The sequence below is a fragment of the Brachybacterium phenoliresistens genome (genome assembly GCF_000576425.1).
GTDB classification, from domain to species: domain Bacteria; phylum Actinomycetota; class Actinomycetes; order Actinomycetales; family Dermabacteraceae; genus Brachybacterium; species Brachybacterium phenoliresistens.
Map to the genome: position 1 here is coordinate 326036 of NZ_KK069991.1, position 16451 is coordinate 342486.

Annotated in this window: 17 protein-coding genes; 15 read left to right on the forward strand and 2 right to left on the reverse strand. The window is 71.7% G+C overall.

Annotation, left to right across the window (positions count from 1 at the left end):
• The first annotated feature begins 132 nt into the window (after positions 1-132).
• The 11 genes from BF93_RS07905 (at position 133) to BF93_RS19550 (ending at position 10298) form a co-directional block, all read left to right on the forward strand.
• The gene (locus BF93_RS07905) at positions 133-948 is read left to right on the forward strand and encodes a hydroxymethylpyrimidine/phosphomethylpyrimidine kinase (protein ID WP_038371764.1); all 816 of its coding nucleotides are present in this window, start codon (positions 133-135) and stop codon (positions 946-948) included.
• 107 nt (positions 949-1055) lie between these two features.
• Positions 1056-1850 carry an amino acid ABC transporter ATP-binding protein gene (locus BF93_RS07910; RefSeq protein WP_038371765.1) on the forward strand — a complete coding sequence of 265 codons (795 nt, stop codon included), beginning with the start codon at positions 1056-1058 and terminating at the stop codon, positions 1848-1850.
• A gap of 103 nt (positions 1851-1953) precedes the next feature.
• Positions 1954-2979 (forward strand): glutamate ABC transporter substrate-binding protein, encoded by a 1026-nt coding sequence (locus BF93_RS07915; RefSeq protein WP_051486682.1) that lies wholly within the window; start codon positions 1954-1956, stop codon positions 2977-2979.
• Positions 2980-2992: 13 nt separating this feature from the next.
• The gene (locus BF93_RS07920) at positions 2993-3685 is read left to right on the forward strand and encodes an amino acid ABC transporter permease (protein ID WP_038371766.1); all 693 of its coding nucleotides are present in this window, start codon (positions 2993-2995) and stop codon (positions 3683-3685) included.
• Entirely contained in the window at positions 3682-4509 is an 828-nt protein-coding gene (locus BF93_RS07925; RefSeq protein WP_038371768.1) for an amino acid ABC transporter permease, read from the forward strand. The genes BF93_RS07920 and BF93_RS07925 overlap by 4 nt, the downstream gene beginning before the upstream one ends.
• 220 nt (positions 4510-4729) lie before the next feature.
• On the forward strand, positions 4730-5590 hold the full coding sequence (locus tag BF93_RS07930; RefSeq protein WP_038371769.1) for an ABC transporter ATP-binding protein: 861 nt from the start codon (positions 4730-4732) through the stop codon (positions 5588-5590).
• The gene (locus tag BF93_RS07935; RefSeq protein ID WP_084148365.1) at positions 5587-6291 is read left to right on the forward strand and encodes an ABC transporter permease; all 705 of its coding nucleotides are present in this window, start codon (positions 5587-5589) and stop codon (positions 6289-6291) included. Before BF93_RS07930 ends, BF93_RS07935 begins: the two co-directional genes overlap by 4 nt.
• Entirely contained in the window at positions 6288-6956 is a 669-nt protein-coding gene (locus BF93_RS07940) for an ABC transporter permease (protein WP_038371770.1), read from the forward strand. Before BF93_RS07935 ends, BF93_RS07940 begins: the two co-directional genes overlap by 4 nt.
• A gap of 57 nt (positions 6957-7013) precedes the next feature.
• Complete coding sequence (locus BF93_RS07945) at positions 7014-7988, forward strand: ABC transporter substrate-binding protein (RefSeq protein WP_038371771.1); 975 nt, start codon at positions 7014-7016, stop codon at positions 7986-7988.
• 60 nt (positions 7989-8048) lie between these two features.
• Positions 8049-8957, forward strand: a complete 909-nt coding sequence (gene fdhD, locus BF93_RS07950; protein WP_038371772.1) for a formate dehydrogenase accessory sulfurtransferase FdhD — start codon at positions 8049-8051, stop codon at positions 8955-8957.
• A gap of 237 nt (positions 8958-9194) precedes the next feature.
• Positions 9195-10298, forward strand: coding sequence for a hypothetical protein (locus BF93_RS19550; RefSeq protein ID WP_156954087.1), 1104 nt, complete (start codon positions 9195-9197; stop codon positions 10296-10298).
• Here BF93_RS19550 and BF93_RS07960 read toward each other — a convergent pair.
• A complete protein-coding gene (locus BF93_RS07960) occupies positions 10289-10486 on the reverse strand; it encodes a hypothetical protein (protein WP_038371773.1) in 198 nt (65 codons plus the stop codon). The genes BF93_RS19550 and BF93_RS07960 overlap by 10 nt on opposite strands.
• A gap of 37 nt (positions 10487-10523) precedes the next feature.
• Here BF93_RS07960 and BF93_RS07965 point away from each other — a divergent pair, with 37 nt between their 5' ends.
• Entirely contained in the window at positions 10524-11000 is a 477-nt protein-coding gene (locus tag BF93_RS07965) for an ASCH domain-containing protein (RefSeq protein ID WP_038371774.1), read from the forward strand.
• A 59-nt stretch (positions 11001-11059) separates the two neighbouring features.
• Here BF93_RS07965 and BF93_RS07970 read toward each other — a convergent pair whose 3' ends face one another.
• Entirely contained in the window at positions 11060-12019 is a 960-nt protein-coding gene (locus BF93_RS07970) for a sugar-binding transcriptional regulator (RefSeq protein ID WP_038371776.1), read from the reverse strand.
• Positions 12020-12113: 94 nt separating this feature from the next.
• On the opposite strand from BF93_RS07970, the gene BF93_RS07975 reads away from it, so the two are divergent.
• From BF93_RS07975 to glpK, 3 genes are all read left to right on the forward strand, one after another.
• The gene (locus tag BF93_RS07975; RefSeq protein ID WP_038371777.1) at positions 12114-13865 is read left to right on the forward strand and encodes a glycerol-3-phosphate dehydrogenase/oxidase; all 1752 of its coding nucleotides are present in this window, start codon (positions 12114-12116) and stop codon (positions 13863-13865) included.
• A 208-nt stretch (positions 13866-14073) separates the two neighbouring features.
• Entirely contained in the window at positions 14074-14796 is a 723-nt protein-coding gene (locus BF93_RS07980; protein WP_038371928.1) for an MIP/aquaporin family protein, read from the forward strand.
• A 43-nt stretch (positions 14797-14839) separates the two neighbouring features.
• Positions 14840-16375 carry a glycerol kinase GlpK gene (gene glpK / locus BF93_RS07985; protein WP_038371778.1) on the forward strand — a complete coding sequence of 512 codons (1536 nt, stop codon included), beginning with the start codon at positions 14840-14842 and terminating at the stop codon, positions 16373-16375.
• Positions 16376-16451 lie beyond the last annotated feature (76 nt).

Genomic DNA, 16451 nt, shown 5'->3' on the forward strand with positions numbered 1-16451 from the left:
GGCCGATGAGCGTAGGATCATCCCTCGCCGTGGCGACGGACCGGCCCCCGACGGGGAGGTCCTGGGAGCGCTCGGACGCGCATCGTGCCATCAGCCGATGCCCCACCGACCTGCATCCGAGGAGGAGCACCCATGCCCCGTGTCGCCCTGTCCATCGCCGGCTCCGAGGCCACCGGAGGCGCCGGCGCCCAGACCGACATCAAGACCTTCCACCAGCTGGGCACCTTCGGGACCGTCGCGCTGACGTGCATCGTCTCCTTCGACCCGCAGAACAGCTGGGGGCACCGCTTCGTGCCCGTCGAGCCGCAGGTCATCGAGGACCAGATCGAGGCGACGACCGCGAACCACGACATCGACACCGTGAAGATCGGCATGCTGGGCACCCCCGCGACCATCGACGTGGTCGCGACGGCCCTGGAGCGCCACGCTTTCACGAACGTCGTGCTGGACCCGGTGCTGATCTGCAAGGACGAGTCCGAGGGCGGTTTCGCGCTGGACACCGACACCGCCCTGAAGGCGCAGATCCTGCCGCAGGCCACCTTCGTCACCCCGAACCTCGCCGAGACGGAGATCCTCTCCGGGATCCGCCCGATCGAGAGCGTCGAGCAGCTGGCCGAGGCCGCCCGCGTCATCCACGCGGCCTCCGGCGCCGTGGTCCTGGCCAAGGGCGGGGTCGGCATCGCCGGCGACGAGGCGGTGGATGTCTTCTTCGACGGCGACCAGCTGGTCGAGCTGCGCAGCCCCAAGGTCGGCCAGGAGCGGGTCTCGGGAGCGGGCTGCACCCTGGCGGCCGCCGTGACCGCCGAGCTCGCCAAGGGCGCCACGCCCCTGGAAGCCGCCCGCACCGCCAAGGCCGTCGTGACCAGCGCGATCGAGAACCGCCAGTCCTGCCATGCCCCCTTCGACGCCGTCTACCAGGGCGCCTACTCCGGCCCGTCGCACGCCTGAGGCCGCCGGCCCGGTGCGCTGACCGCGAGGTCACATCTGGGTCCCGGATCCTGGGCCGATGCTCCCGCGCGTGGACATCGGCCCAGGCCGGGGACATAGTGATGCCTATGACCGACGCGCGCGACACTCCCGTCCCCCCGCCCGACGGCGCGGCGGCCGCCGTCGGCGAGCCGCTGATCTCGGTGCGGGGCGTCTCGAAGCTCTTCGGCGACTTCGCGGCCCTCAAGGACATCGACCTGGACATCCATCGCGGGGAGGTGGTCGCGCTGATCGGCGCCTCCGGGTCCGGGAAGTCGACCCTGTGCCGCTGCATCAACCGCCTCGAGACGGTCAGCGACGGCGTGATCACCGTCGACGGCCGCCCGCTGCCGGAGGAGGGCAGGGAGCTCGCCCGCCTGCGCAGCGAGGTCGGCATGGTCTTCCAGTCGTTCAACCTGTTCCCGCACCTGCGCGCCGTCGAGAACGTGACCCTGGGGCCGATGAAGGTGCGCGGCGTCCCCAAGGCGGAGGCCCGCGCCGAGGCGATGGAGCTGCTGGCCCGCGTCGGCCTGCAGGGCAAGGAGCACAGCCTCCCCGCCCAGCTCTCCGGCGGCCAGCAGCAGCGCGTCGCCATCGCGCGGGCCCTGGCCATGCACCCCAAGGCGATGCTGTTCGACGAGCCCACCTCGGCCCTGGACCCGGAGGTCATCAAGGAGGTGCTGGACGTCATGACCGAGCTGGCCGAGGCCGGCATGACCATGCTCGTGGTCACCCACGAGATGGGCTTCGCCCGGCACGTCTGCGACCGGGTCGTGTTCATGGACTCGGGGGAGATCGTCGAGTCCGCCGAGCCGGAGGCCTTCTTCACCGCTCCCCGCAGCCAGCGCGCCAAGGACTTCCTCGGCAAGGTGCTCGCGCACTGACCCGCGGCGGGCCGCACCGTCCCCCCGTCCCCCGTCTCCCCTTCCCCGACGCCACGTCCCGATACCCCTGCCGCCGCCCGGCGGCCCGAACCCAGGAGTTCCCATGACCCTCCGCAGCACGCTTCCCGGCCGCAGTGCTCTTCCCGGCCGCAGTCCTCTTCTCGGCCGCCGTGCCGTCATCGCCACCGCCGCCGCGCTCCCCGCCGGCATCGCCCTGGCCGCCTGCTCGAGCGAGACGGGCGATGCCCCGTCCCTCGGAGGCGGCGGGGACGGCGCCAGCGACGGCGGCGGCGAGGGCGCCTCCGCCTACGACGCCGCGATCGCCGCCGGGCCCGTGGCCGACGAGGCCGCCGTCTCCGGCAGCGCCTGGGCCACCGCCATCAAGGAGAAGGACTCCTTCGTGCGCGGCGGCACCACCGCCAACCAGGTCTTCTCGATCATCGACCCCGCCACAAACAGGGTGACCGGCTTCGACGCCGGGATCACCCAGCTGCTGGCCCGCTACATCCTGGGCGAGGGCGGCGAGGAGAAGGTCGAGTACATCGACACCACCGTCGAGACCCGCGAGACCATGGTCCAGAACGACACCGTCGACGCGGTGATCGCCACCTACTCGATCACCCCCGAGCGCCTCGAGAAGATCAACTTCGCCGGCCCCTACTACCTCTCGGGCACGTCCATCCAGGTCCGCACCGAGGACGCCGAGAGCATCACGGGTCCGGAGGACCTCGAGGGCAAGAACCTGGTCACCCAGTCGAACTCGACCGGCATCCAGGCCATCGAGGACAACGTGCCCAACCCCGGCAAGGTCGAGACCCTCGCCGACAACGAGTCCTGCGTCGCCGCCCTCAAGCAGGGGCGCGTGGACGCGTACGTGCTGGACCAGGGCGTGCTGCTGGGCAACTCCAAGGCCGACCCGGACGTCACCGTCGTCGGCGAGCCCTTCACCGAGGACCCCTACGGCATCGGCCTGAACAAGGACAAGGCCGACGCCCTCGAGTTCGTCAACGCCTTCCTGCAGACGATCATCGACGACGGCACCTGGACGAAGCTCTACGACGCCACCATCGGACAGGTGATCGACGGCGAGGCGCCCACGCCGCCGACCATCGGCGAGCTGCCCGCCTGATCGGAGCGGCGGCATGGAGATCATCCTCGAGAACTGGCCGATGCTGCTGGGCGGCATCGGCACCACGATCGCCCTGACCGTGCTGGGCTACGGCTTCGCGCTGATCCTGGGCACGGCGCTGGCCGTGTGCCGGGTCAGCCCGATCCCGCCGCTGCGCGGCGCGGCGACCGTGTACGTGGAGATCTTCCGCAACATCCCGCTGCTGAGCCTGCTGATCCTCATCGCCTTCGGGCTGCCGGACGCCGGGCTGCTGCTGCCGTACTTCTGGTGCGGGGTGCTGGGGCTGACGCTCTCGAGCGCCGCCTTCGTGTGCGAGAACGTCCGCTCCGGCATCAACACCGTGCCCATCGGCCATGCCGAGGCGGCGCGGTCCATCGGCCTGGGCTTCTTCGGCGTGCTGCGCTACGTGGTGCTCCCGCAGGCCTTCCGCACCATGATCTCGCCGCTGGTCAACGTGTTCATCGGGACGCTGATCGGCTCCTCGCTGTGCGCGGCGATCTCCGTCGCCGAGATCACCTACGTCACCCAGCAGCTGAACATCCGCACCGCCGAGGCGGTGCTGCTGTTCCTCGTCGCCGGCGTCATCTACCTGGCGCTGTCCCTCGCGGCGGCCTCCGGCGGCATCGCCCTGGAGAAGGCCCTCGCCCCCGGCCGCCGGCGCAGGCCCACCACCACCCAGGCGATGATGGGGGCGCAGCAGGCATGAGCACGAACAGCTCGAGCGCGACCCAGGTCCTCTTCGACGCCCCCGGCCCCAAGGGCCGCCGGCGGATCCTGTTGCTGTCCGTCCTCAGCGTGCTGGGGATCGCCGGCCTGATCGGCGCGGGGCTGTGGCAGTTCGCCGTCAACGGCCAGCTCGACGCCGCGAAATGGCTGCCCTACCTGCGACGCGACTACATCGCCTTCCTCGGCGAGGGGCTCTGGGGGACGCTGCGGGCCACCGCCGTCGCGGCCGTGATCGCCTTCCCCTTCGCCCTGGTCCTGGCGCTCGCGCGGCTGGCCCCGCTGCGACCGCTGAGCTGGGCGGCGACGGCGTGGATCGAGTTCTTCCGCGGCATCCCCATGCTGCTGGTGGTGTACGCGTTCCTGCTGGCGCTGCCCGCCTACGGGGTCACCTTCGACCGCTTCTGGATGCTCGTGGTGCCGATGATCCTGGTGTCCTCGGCGACCACGGCGGAGGTCTTCCGCGCAGGCATCCGCGCCGTGGACCGCGGCCAGCACGAGGCGGCCGCCGCCATCGGCCTCATGCCCCGGCAGTCGATGGTCTCGGTGATCCTGCCGCAGGCGGTGCGCCTGGTCCTGCCCAGCCTCGTGCTGGCGCTCGTCTCGCTGCTGAAGGACTCCACCCTCGGCTTCGTGGTCAGCTACAACGAGCTCCAGTTCCAGGGCAAGAACATGGTCTCGATCACCCGCTTCCTGGTGCAGACCTACCTCGTGGTCTCCGGCATCTACATCGTCATCAACCTCCTGCTGACGCGGGTGGCGCTGGTGCTGGACGCGCGCATGCAGAAGAGAGCGGCGCAGGGCTGATCGGGGCTGCTCCGGCCGGAGCCGGCGCGAGGCACGAGCGGCGGCGCAGGTCGGTGCGGCGCCGATCGGCCGGACAAGCAGGGCTGATCAGGGCAGATCGGGGCGCTCGCGGACAGGGTCTGTCCGCGGAGAGGGAACCGGCCGGTCAGCGCCGCGCCATCCGTCCCGGCCGTGGCATAGGCTCCCAGGAGCGCCTTCCCCGAGCGCGAGGAGACCCTCCGTGATCCGATTCGAATCCGTGCAGAAGCGCTACCCCGGCGGCACCGTCGCGGTGGAGGACTTCTCCTGCACGATCCCCTCGCACACCGCGACCGTGCTGGTCGGCTCGAGCGGGTCGGGCAAGACGACGCTGCTGCGCATGATCAACCGCATGGTCGACCCGAGCGCCGGCCGCGTGCTCATCGACGACCAGGACGTCGCCACCACCGACAAGGTCGCCCTGCGCCGCAGCATCGGCTACGTCATGCAGGCCTCCGGGCTGCTGCCGCACCGCACCGTGCAGGACAACGTCGCCACCGTCCCGATGCTCACCGGCACCCCCAAGCGGGAGGCCCGGGCCGCCGCCCTGGACCTGCTGGAGACCGTGGGCCTGGACCGGGGCCTCGCCACGCGCTACCCCTCCCAGCTCTCCGGCGGGCAGCAGCAGCGCGTGGGCGTCGCCCGGGCGCTGGCATCGGACCCGAACATCCTGCTCATGGACGAGCCCTTCGGCGCCGTGGACCCGATCGTGCGCGGGGAGCTGCAGACGGAGCTGCTGCGACTGCAGAGCGAGCTGGGCAAGACGATCGTCTTCGTCACCCACGACATCGACGAGGCCTTCCTCATCGGCGACCAGGTCGTGATCCTCCGCCCCGGCGGCGAGGTCGCCCAGGCCGGCACCGCCGAGGAGATCCTCGCCGCCCCCGCCGACGACTTCGTCGAGCGGTTCATCGGCGCCGACCGCGGCCGCCGCGCCCTGCGCCTCGAGGAGCGGGACGGGACGCGGATCGTCGTGGACGGCACCGGCCGGGCCGCCGGCGTGCTGCAGGCGGCCGAGGGCGACCCTGCCGTGCCCGACGGCCCCGCGAAGGACCGGGCATGAGCTGGGTCCTCGGCAACCTCGACGTCATCGGCGGCCACGCCGGCGCGCACCTGCTGCAGGCCCTCCCGGCGATCGTGCTCGCCTTCGTCCTCGCGCTGCCGGTCGCGAAGCTCGCCGGACGCCTCGGCGTGCTGCGCGGCGGCATCAGCACCGCCGCCGCGCTGATGTACGCCATCCCGTCGCTGCCGCTGTTCATCGTGCTGCCGATCGTGCTGGGCACCTCGATCCGCTCCATGGTCAACGTGATCGTCGCCCTCACGCTCTACGGCCTGGCGCTCATGGTCCCCGCCGCGATCGACGCCTTCCGCTCGGTGGACGGCGACGTGCTGCGCGCCGCGACCGCGCAGGGCTACGGCCCCGTCGCCCGCTTCTGGGCGGTCGAGCTGCCGCTGGCCGGACCGGTGCTGCTGGCCGGGCTGCGCGTCGTGGTCGTCTCCACCGTGTCGCTGGTGACCGTCGGCGGGGTGCTCGGCGTGCCCAGCCTGGGCATGCTGTTCGTCGACGGGTTCCAGCGCGGCATCACCGCCGAGATCCTCGCCGGAATCGTGCTCACCGCCGCGATCGCCCTCGCCCTGGACGGCCTGCTGGTCCTCGCGGGGCGGGCGCTGATGCCGTGGGCATCGGCCGGGAAGGCCCCGGCGGAGCCGTCGCCCGCCGGCGCCCCGGACCCGGCGGCCGCCGCCGCAGGAGGTGCCGCATGAACCAGCTGCTCGCGGCCCTGGACTGGCTGCTGGACCCGGCCCGCTACTCCGGCCCCGGCGGCATCCCGATGCGCCTGGCCGAGCACCTCGGGTACACCGCCCTCGGCGTCGTCCTCGCCGCCGTGGTCGCGATCCCGCTGGGCCTCCTGGTCGGCCACACCGGGCGGGGGAGGGGCCTGGCCGTCGCCGCGAGCGGCGCCGCCCGCGCCCTGCCCACCCTGGGCCTGGTCACCCTGTTCGCCCTGCTGGTGGGCATCGGCCTGCTGGCCCCCACCCTCGCCTTCGTGATCCTCGCGATCCCCTCGCTTCTCGCGGGCGCCTACTCCGCCTGCGAGGCCGTGGACCCCCGCACCGTCGACGCCGCCCGCGCCCAGGGCATGACCGAGATGCAGGTGCTCACCCGCGTCGAGCTGCCGCTGGGCATGCCGCTGGTGATCACCGGCATCCGCGCCGCGACGCTGCAGGTCATCTCCACGGCGATGCTCGCCGCGTACGTCGGCAACGGCGGGCTGGGCCGGTTCATCTTCCTGGGCCTGAAGACCCAGGACTACCCGCAGATGCTCGCCGGATCCCTGCTCGTGATCGCGCTCGCGCTCGTCCTGGACGGCGCGCTGCTGCTCGTCCAGGCCCTCACCCGACCCCGCGGCGCGGTGCCCGCCGGCTGACGCCGCCCCACCGCCCATCGGCCGCCCCAGACCGCACACCCTCCCGAAGGAGCCCTCATGATCCGCAGGACCGCCCGACCCATCGCCCGCCGCGGCGCCCTCGCCGCGCTCGGCGCCGGAGGCCTGGCCTCCCTCGCCGCCGCCTGCTCGAGCTCCGACCCGCTCGCCGAGGAGACCTCGGACGCCTCCGGCGGGGGCGGCGGGGCCTCCGATGCCGGAGGCGGCGCCGCCGGCGCGCTCGTCGTCGGCTCCCAGGCCTACTACTCCAACGAGATCATCGCGGAGCTGTTCGCGCAGGTCCTCGAGGCGGCGGGGCTGAGCATCACCCGCGAGTACCAGATCGGTCAGCGCGAGGTGTACCTGCCCGAGCTCGAGTCCGGGGCCGTGGACCTGCTGCCCGAGTACACCGGCAACCTCCTGCAGTACTACCAGGCGGACGCCCCCTCGGCGAGCCCCGAGGAGATCGCCGAGGCGCTGGCCGGGGTCCTTCCCGACGGCCTGACCGCCCTGCCGTTCGCCGAGGCCACCGACCAGGACTCCTACACCACCACCGCCGACTTCGCCTCCGCGAACTCGCTGACCGCGATCCCCGATCTCGCCGGGGTGCAGGAGGACCTGAAGATCGCCGCGAACAGCGAGTTCGAGGCCCGCCCCTACGGTCCGGCCGGCGTGAAGGAGACCTACGGCGTGGACGTCGCCCTCGTGCCCGTGGAGGACTCGGGCGGCCCGCTGACGGTCAAGGCGCTCACCGACGGCACCGTGCAGCTGGCCGACATCTACACCGCCGACCCCGCCATCCAGAAGAACGGCCTGGTCACCCTCGAGGACCCGGAGTCGCTGATCCTCCCGCAGAACGTCGTGCCGATCGCCTCGTCCAAGGTCGACGACGCCGCCGCGGCCGAGATCGCCAAGGTCACCGGCGCGCTCACCACCGAGGAGCTCATCGCGCTGAACACCCGCAGCATCGACGAGCAGGCCAAGAGCGCCGACATCGCCCGCGAGTGGCTCGCTGAGAAGGGCATCGTCGCCTGAGGGTGAGGCGGACGGGCCCGGCGCACCCGACGTCCCTGTCCCCGGGCTAGGCTCGGGGACATGGGCAGGGTGACGCAGGCCAGGAGGATCACGACGGTCCGCATCCGCGACGGGCGGCTGCATCGGGGCCGCAAGGGCGACCATCTCGCCGTCGAGGAGCCGCTGGACATCCGCCTGAACGGGCAGCCGCTGTCGATGACCATGCGCACCCCCGGCCACGACACCGAGCTCGTCCACGGGCTCCTGCACGCCGAGGGCCGCATCACCGCGCGCGAGGACATCGCCGAGGCGCGCTACTGCGACGGCGCCGTGGTGGAGGACGGGTCCGGCTACGCCCGCAACACCTACAACGTCATGGACTTCACCACCCGCCGCCCCCAGCTGCTGCCCGTGCTGGCACGGGAGTTCGTCACCAGCTCCGCCTGCGGGGTCTGCGGTGCCGCGAGCATCGAGGACGTCCGCCGCAAGGGCAGGTTCGCGCTCGCGCAGGACTGGACGACCACGCCCCGCGCCCTGTTCGCGGCCCAGCGCGCCTTCGACGCCGAGCAGACGATCTTCCGCCGCACCGGCGGCATCCACGGCGCCGCGCTCGTCACCCCGCGCGGCGAGGTCCTCGTCCAGCGCGAGGACGTCGGCCGCCACAACGCGGTCGACAAGGTGATCGGCTGGGCCCTGCTGCAGGACATGCTCCCGCTGTCCGACCTCATGCTGCTGGTCTCCTCCCGCGCCGGCTTCGAGATCGTGCAGAAGGCGTACATGGCCGGGATCCCGCTGCTGGCCTGCGTCTCCGCCGCCAGCTCCCTCGCCGTCGACACCGCCGACGAGGTCGGCATGACCCTCATCGGCTTCCTCCGCGGGGCCGATGGGGGCGGGGCCGATGGCGGCGGGGCCGATGGGGCCTCCGCCGGCGACGGCCGCATGAACGTCTACACCCACCCCGATCGCCTGGACCTCTCCGACGCGGAGTGAAGATCGGGCGCCCGGTGGCCTCCGTCCGCCCAACGCTTCGAGGATTGTCAGTCCCTATGCCACTTGCGGGCCTTGGATGGCATAGGGACTGACAATCGTGGCGGCGCCCGGCGTCCGGCGTCCGGCGCCCGGCGCCCGGCGGACACCGAGTGCTCTGCGCCCGCGCCGTGAAGCACGTTATCCACAATCCGAGGGCGGGCGGCGCGCGGGGATCTGGATCCGCCTAGCGTCGCCTGCATGCGACGGGATCCGGATCGTTATCGAGGCGCGCTGCTCTCGCGGGCGCAGTGGGAGGCACTGGGCCACCATTGCCGGGACCTCTCGGGCCCGGATTTCACCGTGGTCTACCGCGGGTTCCATACGCCGACGGACCATCCGGCGAGCGTGAACGCCATGGCGTACGTGCTGCAGCGGCACGTGCTCCCCGGGTGCGTGATCAGCCATACGACGGCCGCGCTCCTTCACGGGGTCCGATTGCCGTGGACGCTCGAGAACGGCGTCGCCTTCCTGCGTCCCGGACCGGGTGACGAGGGAGGGGAACGGTGGAACGCGGTTCCGATCATCCCCTCGGTGCGACCAGGACTCTCCCTGCGCAGCGGCGCCCAGCTCCCCAAGATCCACGCCCGCATCCCACCGTCCGCAGGGAAGGCCGTGCGTCGAGGAGTCATCGTGCACCGCTGGAAACCAGGGCCCGTGCAGGAGCTCGGGGAGCTGGTGGTCTCGACGCCGGAGGAGGTGCTCCGGGAGCTCGCCACCATGATTCCGCTGTACGACCTGGTCGCTGCGGTCGACGGCGTGCTCAGCACGACGCAGCCGGTTTCCGGCGTCGGGCGCTCAGACATCGGCTGCCACCTCGAGACACAGCAGGGCCAGCCCGGCGCTCCGCTGCTGCGCGCTGCGCTCGTGCTCGCTCGTGAGGACGTGCGCTCGCCCGGGGAGTCCATCATGCGCATGCTGATCCTGGCCGCCGGACTGTCGGAGCCCGATCCGAATCTCCCGGTCGTCGACCCCGCCACCGGAAGGCGGCGGCTGCTGGACCTCGCGTGGAAGGACGTCATGCTCGCCCTCGAATACGACGGCGACGGGCATCGGACCACCAAGGACCAGTGGCGCGACGACGAGGCCCGCCGGGACGAGCTCGCCGCGCTCGGATGGACCCTCGCCCGCGCGAACGGCGAGGACGCGCGGCGCCCCCTGCGCATCCTTCTGCGCCTCGCGCGTGCGCTGCGCGAGCGCGGGGCGGCGGTGCCGAGCGACGATCACATCACGGGCGTGGTGGCCGCTCTGCCATCGCGCGGGCTCACGCTCCAGCTCGCCCGGCGCCAGCCCCGCTATCGCTGATCGTCGAGCCCGCACCCGACGGCGGTGTCCTGGTCATGCTCCCCCCGAGAGCGGCGCCGTTCGAGGCGTCGGCCGATGGCGATGAGCTGGACGGCGGCCAGCACGATGGCAGCGAGCGCCCCGACCACCAGCACGAGCGCCCCGATCAGCATGACGCCCTCCCAGCCGGAGATCCCCAGGAAGTCCACGTCCTCGTCCCCCTTCGCGGCGCGATAACCTCGTCCGATGAGCTCCGACGACCTGACCTCCTTCTGGGCCGATGCCCGAGCTGTGCACCCGTCGCTTCCGGAGGAGCTGCCGCCGGCATGGGCCTTCGGCGCGACGCCCGAGCACGCGGACGGTCTCCTCGCGCTGGTGCTCGCGGGCACGAAGACGGGGACCGCAGGGGCTCTGTGGGACTACGAGGCCGAAGGGGAGAAGGTTCCCGAGGTGGGCGACCTCTCGATCATCCTCGACGGAGCCGGTGCGCCGCGCGCGGTGCTCGAGGTGACCGAGGTCCGCACCGTCCCCTTCGACCAGGTGAGCGAGGAGCACGCCCACAGCGAGGGGGAGGGCGATCGCAGCCTCGCGGACTGGCGACGCATCCATGAGGCGTTCTGGCGGGACTACGGGACGAGAGGCTTCCGTCCGGACATGCCGATCGTCTGCGAGCGGTTCCGAGTGATCCACGGGCGACCAGCGCAGGATTGTCACTCCTCATGACATCTGGAGCTCGCTGAGGGCATAGGGAGTGACAATCCTCGGGGGCGTGGGCGCCGGGGTCAGCGCAGGGCGAGGAGGCTGGCGGCGGTGACCTCGTCGACGACGACGTCCGTGGCGACGCCGGCGCGCAGGGCGGCGCGCAGCGGCAGCGACTTCGACTTGCCGGCGGCGACCAGCAGGCGGCGCGGGATGCGGGCCAGCTGCGCGGGGTCCGGGCCGGAGCAGCGGCGGTTCATGGCGATGTCGCGGAAAGAGCCGTCGGCCCGCAGGAAGACGGTGCACACGTCGCCGACCGCGGCATCGGCCCGCAGCGAGGCGAGATCCTCCTCGGTGAGGTAGTTGTTCGTGTAGACGTGGCTGGGGACCTCCGCGTCGAAGGCGCCGACGCCGAAGACGGCCAGGGTGCACTGGCGCTGGGTCTCCAGCACGCGCTGGACCGAGCGCTCGTGCCACATCGCCTCGCGCGTGGTCGCGAAGTCGAAGAAGGCGGGCACGGGGAAATGGTGGACGGTCGCGTCCCACAGGGAGGCGGCGCGGGCCAGCACCGTGGACACGTAGGTCATGCCGGCGCCCTCGGTGTTGATGGCGCCGTTGAGCTGGACGATCCGCAGCCCCGGGGTGGGGCGCGGGTCCAGGTGGGCGACGAGCGCGGCGATGGTCGTGCCCCAGGCCATGCCGACGGTCATGCCCGGCTCGAGCATCTCCTCGAGGACGCCGGCACCGGCGGCGGCGACGGCCTGGAGGCGCTCGCGCTCGCTGTCGGGCGGGCCGACGGCGACCACATGGGCGCGCACCCCGAAGCGGTGGGCGATGGTGCGGCGCAGCTCCTCGACGCGCTGGACGCCCGGCGGATGGAGGGAGATCTCCACGAGGCCCTCCGCGCGGGCATCGCGCAGCATCCGCGAGACGGTGGAGCGGGAGACGGACAGGGTGCCGGCGATCGCCTCCATCGTCTGCCCCTCGGCGTAGTACATCCGTGCAGCGGCGAACGCCGCCTCGAGCCGATTCGCAGGGTCCATCGGACCAGTGTTGCACGTATGTGCATCTCGCTTGCGGTGCGGTGCACGACAGTTCCAGGATGGGCGCAAGAACGCCACAGCAAAGGAGCTCCCCGTGCCTGCGACGCCTGCACTGAAGCGGTCCGAACTCACCCCTGATTCCCGCCGCGAGCACCTCGCGCGCCTGCGGGCGGCCACGGCCGATGCCCCGCTGGACGTGCTGGTCGTCGGCGGCGGGGTGAACGGGGCGGGCGCCGCCTTCGACGCCGCGACCCGCGGTCTGGGCGTCGGCCTCGTGGAGGCCCGGGACTGGGCCTCGGGCACCTCGTCGCGCTCCTCCAAGCTCATGCACGGCGGCCTGCGCTACCTGCAGATGCTCGACTTCAAGCTCGTCGCCGAGGCGCTGCGCGAGCGCGACCTGCTCATCGAGCGCACCGCGCCGCACCTGGTCAAGCCCATCAAGTTCGTCTTCCCCTTCTTCAAGAAGGTCATCGACCGCGGCTTCATCGGCTCCGGCGTGCTGCTGTACGACGCGATGCAGTCCGTGGGCCGCAAGCGCGCCGTCCCCTTCCACCGCCACCTGCTGCACGCGAAAATGCTCGAGGTCTTCCCGGCGCTGGACGGGGACAAGGCCGTCGGCGCCCTGGAGTACTACGACGCGCAGATGGACGACGCCCGCTTCGTGATGATGCTGGTGCGCTCGGCCGCCCAGCACGACGCCGCCGTCGCCAACTACACGACGGTCATCGACTACCTCCACGACGGGCCGCGCGTGATCGGCGCCCGGGTCCGCGACGAGGAGACCGGCGAGGAGTTCGACATCCACGCCCGCGAGACCATCCTCGCCGGCGGCGTGTGGACGCAGGAGCAGCAGGAGCTCGCCGATGCCGATGCCGGCCTCGAGGTCCTCGCCTCCAAGGGCATCCACGTGACCGTCGCCCGCGACCGCATCCCCGCCGTCCCCGACACCGGGATCATCACGCAGACCGAGAAGTCCGTGCTGTTCATCATCCCGTGGGACGAGTACTGGGTGATCGGCACGACCGACACCCCCTGGACGGAGGACGTCGCCCACCCGGCCGCGACCAGCACCGACATCGACTACGTGCTCGAGCACGCCAACGCGATCCTCGCCCAGGACCTCACCCTCGAGGACGTCATCGGCGTGTACACCGGGCTGCGGCCCCTGCTGCAGCCGGTGAAGAAGGCCGGGGGCGGCGCCTCGACCAAGGTCTCGCGCGAGCACACCGTGATGGAGGTCGAGCCGGGCCTGAGCGCGATCGCCGGCGGCAAGTTCACCACCTACCGGGTGATGGCCGAGGACGTCGTCGACTTCGCGATCCGCGAGGACCAGCCCGGCCGGCCCAGCCTCACCCGCACCGTCCCCGTGATCGGCGCGCAGGGCTACGCGGCGCTGGTGCGGGAGAAGGCGGAGATCGCCGCCCGCTACGGCTTCGACGAGATCCGCATGGACCGCCTGCTGTTCCGGTACGGCACCCTGCTGCACGACGTGCTCGCGCTGATCGACGAGGACCCCTCCCTGGGCACCCCGCTCGAGCACGCCCCCCGCTACCTGCGGGCCGAGGCCGTCTACGCGGTGCGCGCCGAGGGCGCCCGGCACCTGGCCGACGTCCTCCAGCGCCGCACCCGGCTGGACTACGAGACCCGCGACCGCGGGGCCGACGCCGCCGACGAGATCGCGGCCCTGGTCGGCCCGCTGCTCGGCTGGGATGCGGCGACGACCGCGCGCGAGGTCGAGACCTACCGCGCCTTCATCGACGCCCGTCTCGCCTCCGAGGCGACCTCGGACGATGCCTCCGCGGCCCGTGCCGCGGCCTCCGCGCCGGAGGTCCCGGCGCGCTCCTGAACCCCGCCCGCGGGCCGATGCCCGCAGGCGCGTCCCACCGGGCGCCGGCATCCGCCGGCACCCACCCCGGGACCGGCACCCGCCGGCTCCTTCCCGGGGATCGGCACCGTGCCGGTCCCCTCGCGGGCCGCATCGGCCCCGAAACGGACATCCCGTTCCCGCTCCGCACCCGCGGAGCACCACTCGATGAGGAGAATCCATGGGAACCATCGGCACGATCTTCCTGTCGGAGATCGCCGGCACCGCGATGCTGCTCCTGCTGGGCGGCGGCGTCGTCGCCAACGTGATCCTGCGCGGCACCAAGGGCAACGGCGGCGGCTGGCTGCTGATCAACTTCGGATGGGGCCTCGGCGTGTTCGCCGGCGTCTACGTCGCCTACAAGTCCGGCGCGCACCTGAACCCTGCCGTCACCTTCGGCCTGCTGACCAGCGGGGCCACGGAGTACGGCCCGGGCATTCCGATCACGGTCGGCACCACGATCGCCTACCTGGTCGCCGAGCTCATCGGCGCCTTCGTCGGCGCCGTCCTGTGCTGGCTGGCGTACAAGAAGCACTACGACGCGGAGGAGGACCCGGGCACCATCCTCGGCACCTTCTCCACCGGCCCGGAGATCCGCTCCTACGGCTGGAACCTCGTCACCGAGATCATCGGCACCTTCGTCCTCGTGTTCGTGATCATCCAGTTCGGCAACACCCCCAGCGGCCTCGGGCCGCTGGCCGTCGCGCTGCTGGTCCTCGCGATCGGCGCCAGCCTCGGCGGGCCCACCGGCTACGCCATCAACCCTGCCCGTGACCTCGGCCCCCGTATCGCGCACGCGATCCTGCCGATCCCGCACAAGGGCAGCTCGGACTGGGGATACTCGTGGGTGCCGGTCGTCGGCCCCCTGATCGGCGGCGTGCTCGCCGGCGTGGCGTCCCAGCTCTACTTCTGAGCCCTCCCCTCATCCCATCGAACCGTCCAACGAAGGAGAACCGATGAACGACGACCAGAAGTACATCCTCGCGATCGACCAGGGCACCACCTCGACCCGCGCGATCGTGTTCGACCACGGCGGCCAGATCGTCGCCTCCGGCCAGCGCGAGCACGAGCAGATCTTCCCGAAGTCCGGCTGGGTCGAGCACGACCCGATGGAGATCTGGGAGAACACCCGCCGCGTGATCGGCGAGGCGCTCACCGCCGCCGAGATCAACCGCCACCAGCTGGCCGCCGTCGGCATCACCAACCAGCGCGAGACCGCCGTGGTGTGGGACAAGAACACCGGCCAGCCCGTGTACAACGCGATCGTCTGGCAGGACACCCGCACCCAGAAGATCTGCGACCGCCTCGCCGGCGACGCGGGCGCCGACAAGTACAAGGAGCGCGTGGGCCTGCCGCTGGCGACCTACTTCTCCGGCCCCAAGGTCGCCTGGATCCTCGAGAACGTCGAGGGCGCCAAGGAGAAGGCGGAGGCCGGGGACCTGCTGTTCGGCAACACCGACGCCTGGCTGGTGTGGAACCTGACCGGCGGCGCGAGCGGCGGCGTGCACGTCACCGACGTCACCAACGCCTCCCGCACGATGCTCATGAACATCGACACCCTGGACTGGAACGCGGACATCGCCGCGGACATGGGCATCCCGCTGTCCATGCTGCCGGAGATCAAGTCCTCCTCCGAGGTCTACGGGCACGGCCGCAAGCAGGGCGTCCTCGTCGACGCCCCGATCGCGGGCATCCTCGGCGACCAGCAGGCGGCGACCTTCGGCCAGGCCTGCTTCGAGATCGGCCAGGCCAAGAACACCTACGGCACGGGCAACTTCATGCTCATCAACACCGGCGAGGAGCTGGTGCGCAGCGAGAACGGCCTGCTGACGACGGTCTGCTACAAGATCGGCGACAACAAGCCGATCTACGCCCTCGAGGGCTCCGTCGCCGTGACCGGTTCGCTCGTGCAGTGGGTGCGCGACAACCTGGGTCTGATCAAGGACGCCCCGGAGATCGAGGACCTCGCCAAGCAGGTCGACGACAACGGCGGCTGCTACGTGGTGCCGGCGTTCTCGGGCCTGTTCGCCCCGTACTGGAAGTCCGATGCGCGCGGCGCGATCGTGGGCCTGACCCGCTACATCACGAAGAACCACATCGCCCGGGCGACGCTGGAGGCGACCGCCTTCCAGTCCGCCGAGCTGCTCGAGGCCATGAACGCCGACTCCGGCGTCGACCTCACCGAGCTCAAGGTCGACGGCGGCATGGTCATGAACGAGACGCTCATGCAGTTCCAGGCGGACATCCTGGGCGTCCCGGTCGTGCGGCCCAAGGTCATCGAGACCACCGCGCTCGGTGCGGCCTACGCCGCCGGCATCGCGGTCGGCTTCTGGAACGGCGAGCAGGACGTCATCGACAACTGGGCCGAGGACAAGCGCTGGGAGCCGAACATGGACGAGGAGACCCGCGCGCGGTCCCTGCGCCTGTGGAAGAAGGCCGTCGAGCGCACCTTCGACTGGGTCGACGAGGACACCGAGGCGGCGACCGCCTGATCGGGCCCGCCTGAGCGGCAGCGCTCCGGTCGGCGCGATCTCGTGAGGCCGGCGAACCAGATCCTGAGGATCCTGG

What these genes read in the sequence shown, in the direction of transcription:
- BF93_RS07905 (WP_038371764.1), top strand. Translation starts at nt 133, where the DNA reads ATGCCCCGTGTCGCCCTGTCCATCGCCGGCTCCGAGGCCACCGGAGGC.
- BF93_RS07940 (WP_038371770.1), top strand. Translation starts at nt 6,288, where the DNA reads ATGAACCAGCTGCTCGCGGCCCTGGACTGGCTGCTGGACCCGGCCCGC.
- fdhD (WP_038371772.1), top strand. Translation starts at nt 8,049, where the DNA reads ATGGGCAGGGTGACGCAGGCCAGGAGGATCACGACGGTCCGCATCCGC.
- BF93_RS07965 (WP_038371774.1), top strand. Translation starts at nt 10,524, where the DNA reads ATGAGCTCCGACGACCTGACCTCCTTCTGGGCCGATGCCCGAGCTGTG.
- BF93_RS07935 (WP_084148365.1), top strand. Translation starts at nt 5,587, where the DNA reads ATGAGCTGGGTCCTCGGCAACCTCGACGTCATCGGCGGCCACGCCGGC.
- BF93_RS07925 (WP_038371768.1), top strand. Translation starts at nt 3,682, where the DNA reads ATGAGCACGAACAGCTCGAGCGCGACCCAGGTCCTCTTCGACGCCCCC.
- BF93_RS07910 (WP_038371765.1), top strand. Translation starts at nt 1,056, where the DNA reads ATGACCGACGCGCGCGACACTCCCGTCCCCCCGCCCGACGGCGCGGCG.
- BF93_RS19550 (WP_156954087.1), top strand. Translation starts at nt 9,195, where the DNA reads ATGCGACGGGATCCGGATCGTTATCGAGGCGCGCTGCTCTCGCGGGCG.
- BF93_RS07920 (WP_038371766.1), top strand. Translation starts at nt 2,993, where the DNA reads ATGGAGATCATCCTCGAGAACTGGCCGATGCTGCTGGGCGGCATCGGC.
- BF93_RS07945 (WP_038371771.1), top strand. Translation starts at nt 7,014, where the DNA reads ATGATCCGCAGGACCGCCCGACCCATCGCCCGCCGCGGCGCCCTCGCC.
- BF93_RS07915 (WP_051486682.1), top strand. Translation starts at nt 1,954, where the DNA reads ATGACCCTCCGCAGCACGCTTCCCGGCCGCAGTGCTCTTCCCGGCCGC.
- glpK (WP_038371778.1), top strand. Translation starts at nt 14,840, where the DNA reads ATGAACGACGACCAGAAGTACATCCTCGCGATCGACCAGGGCACCACC.
- BF93_RS07970 (WP_038371776.1), bottom strand. Translation starts at nt 12,019, where the DNA reads ATGGACCCTGCGAATCGGCTCGAGGCGGCGTTCGCCGCTGCACGGATG.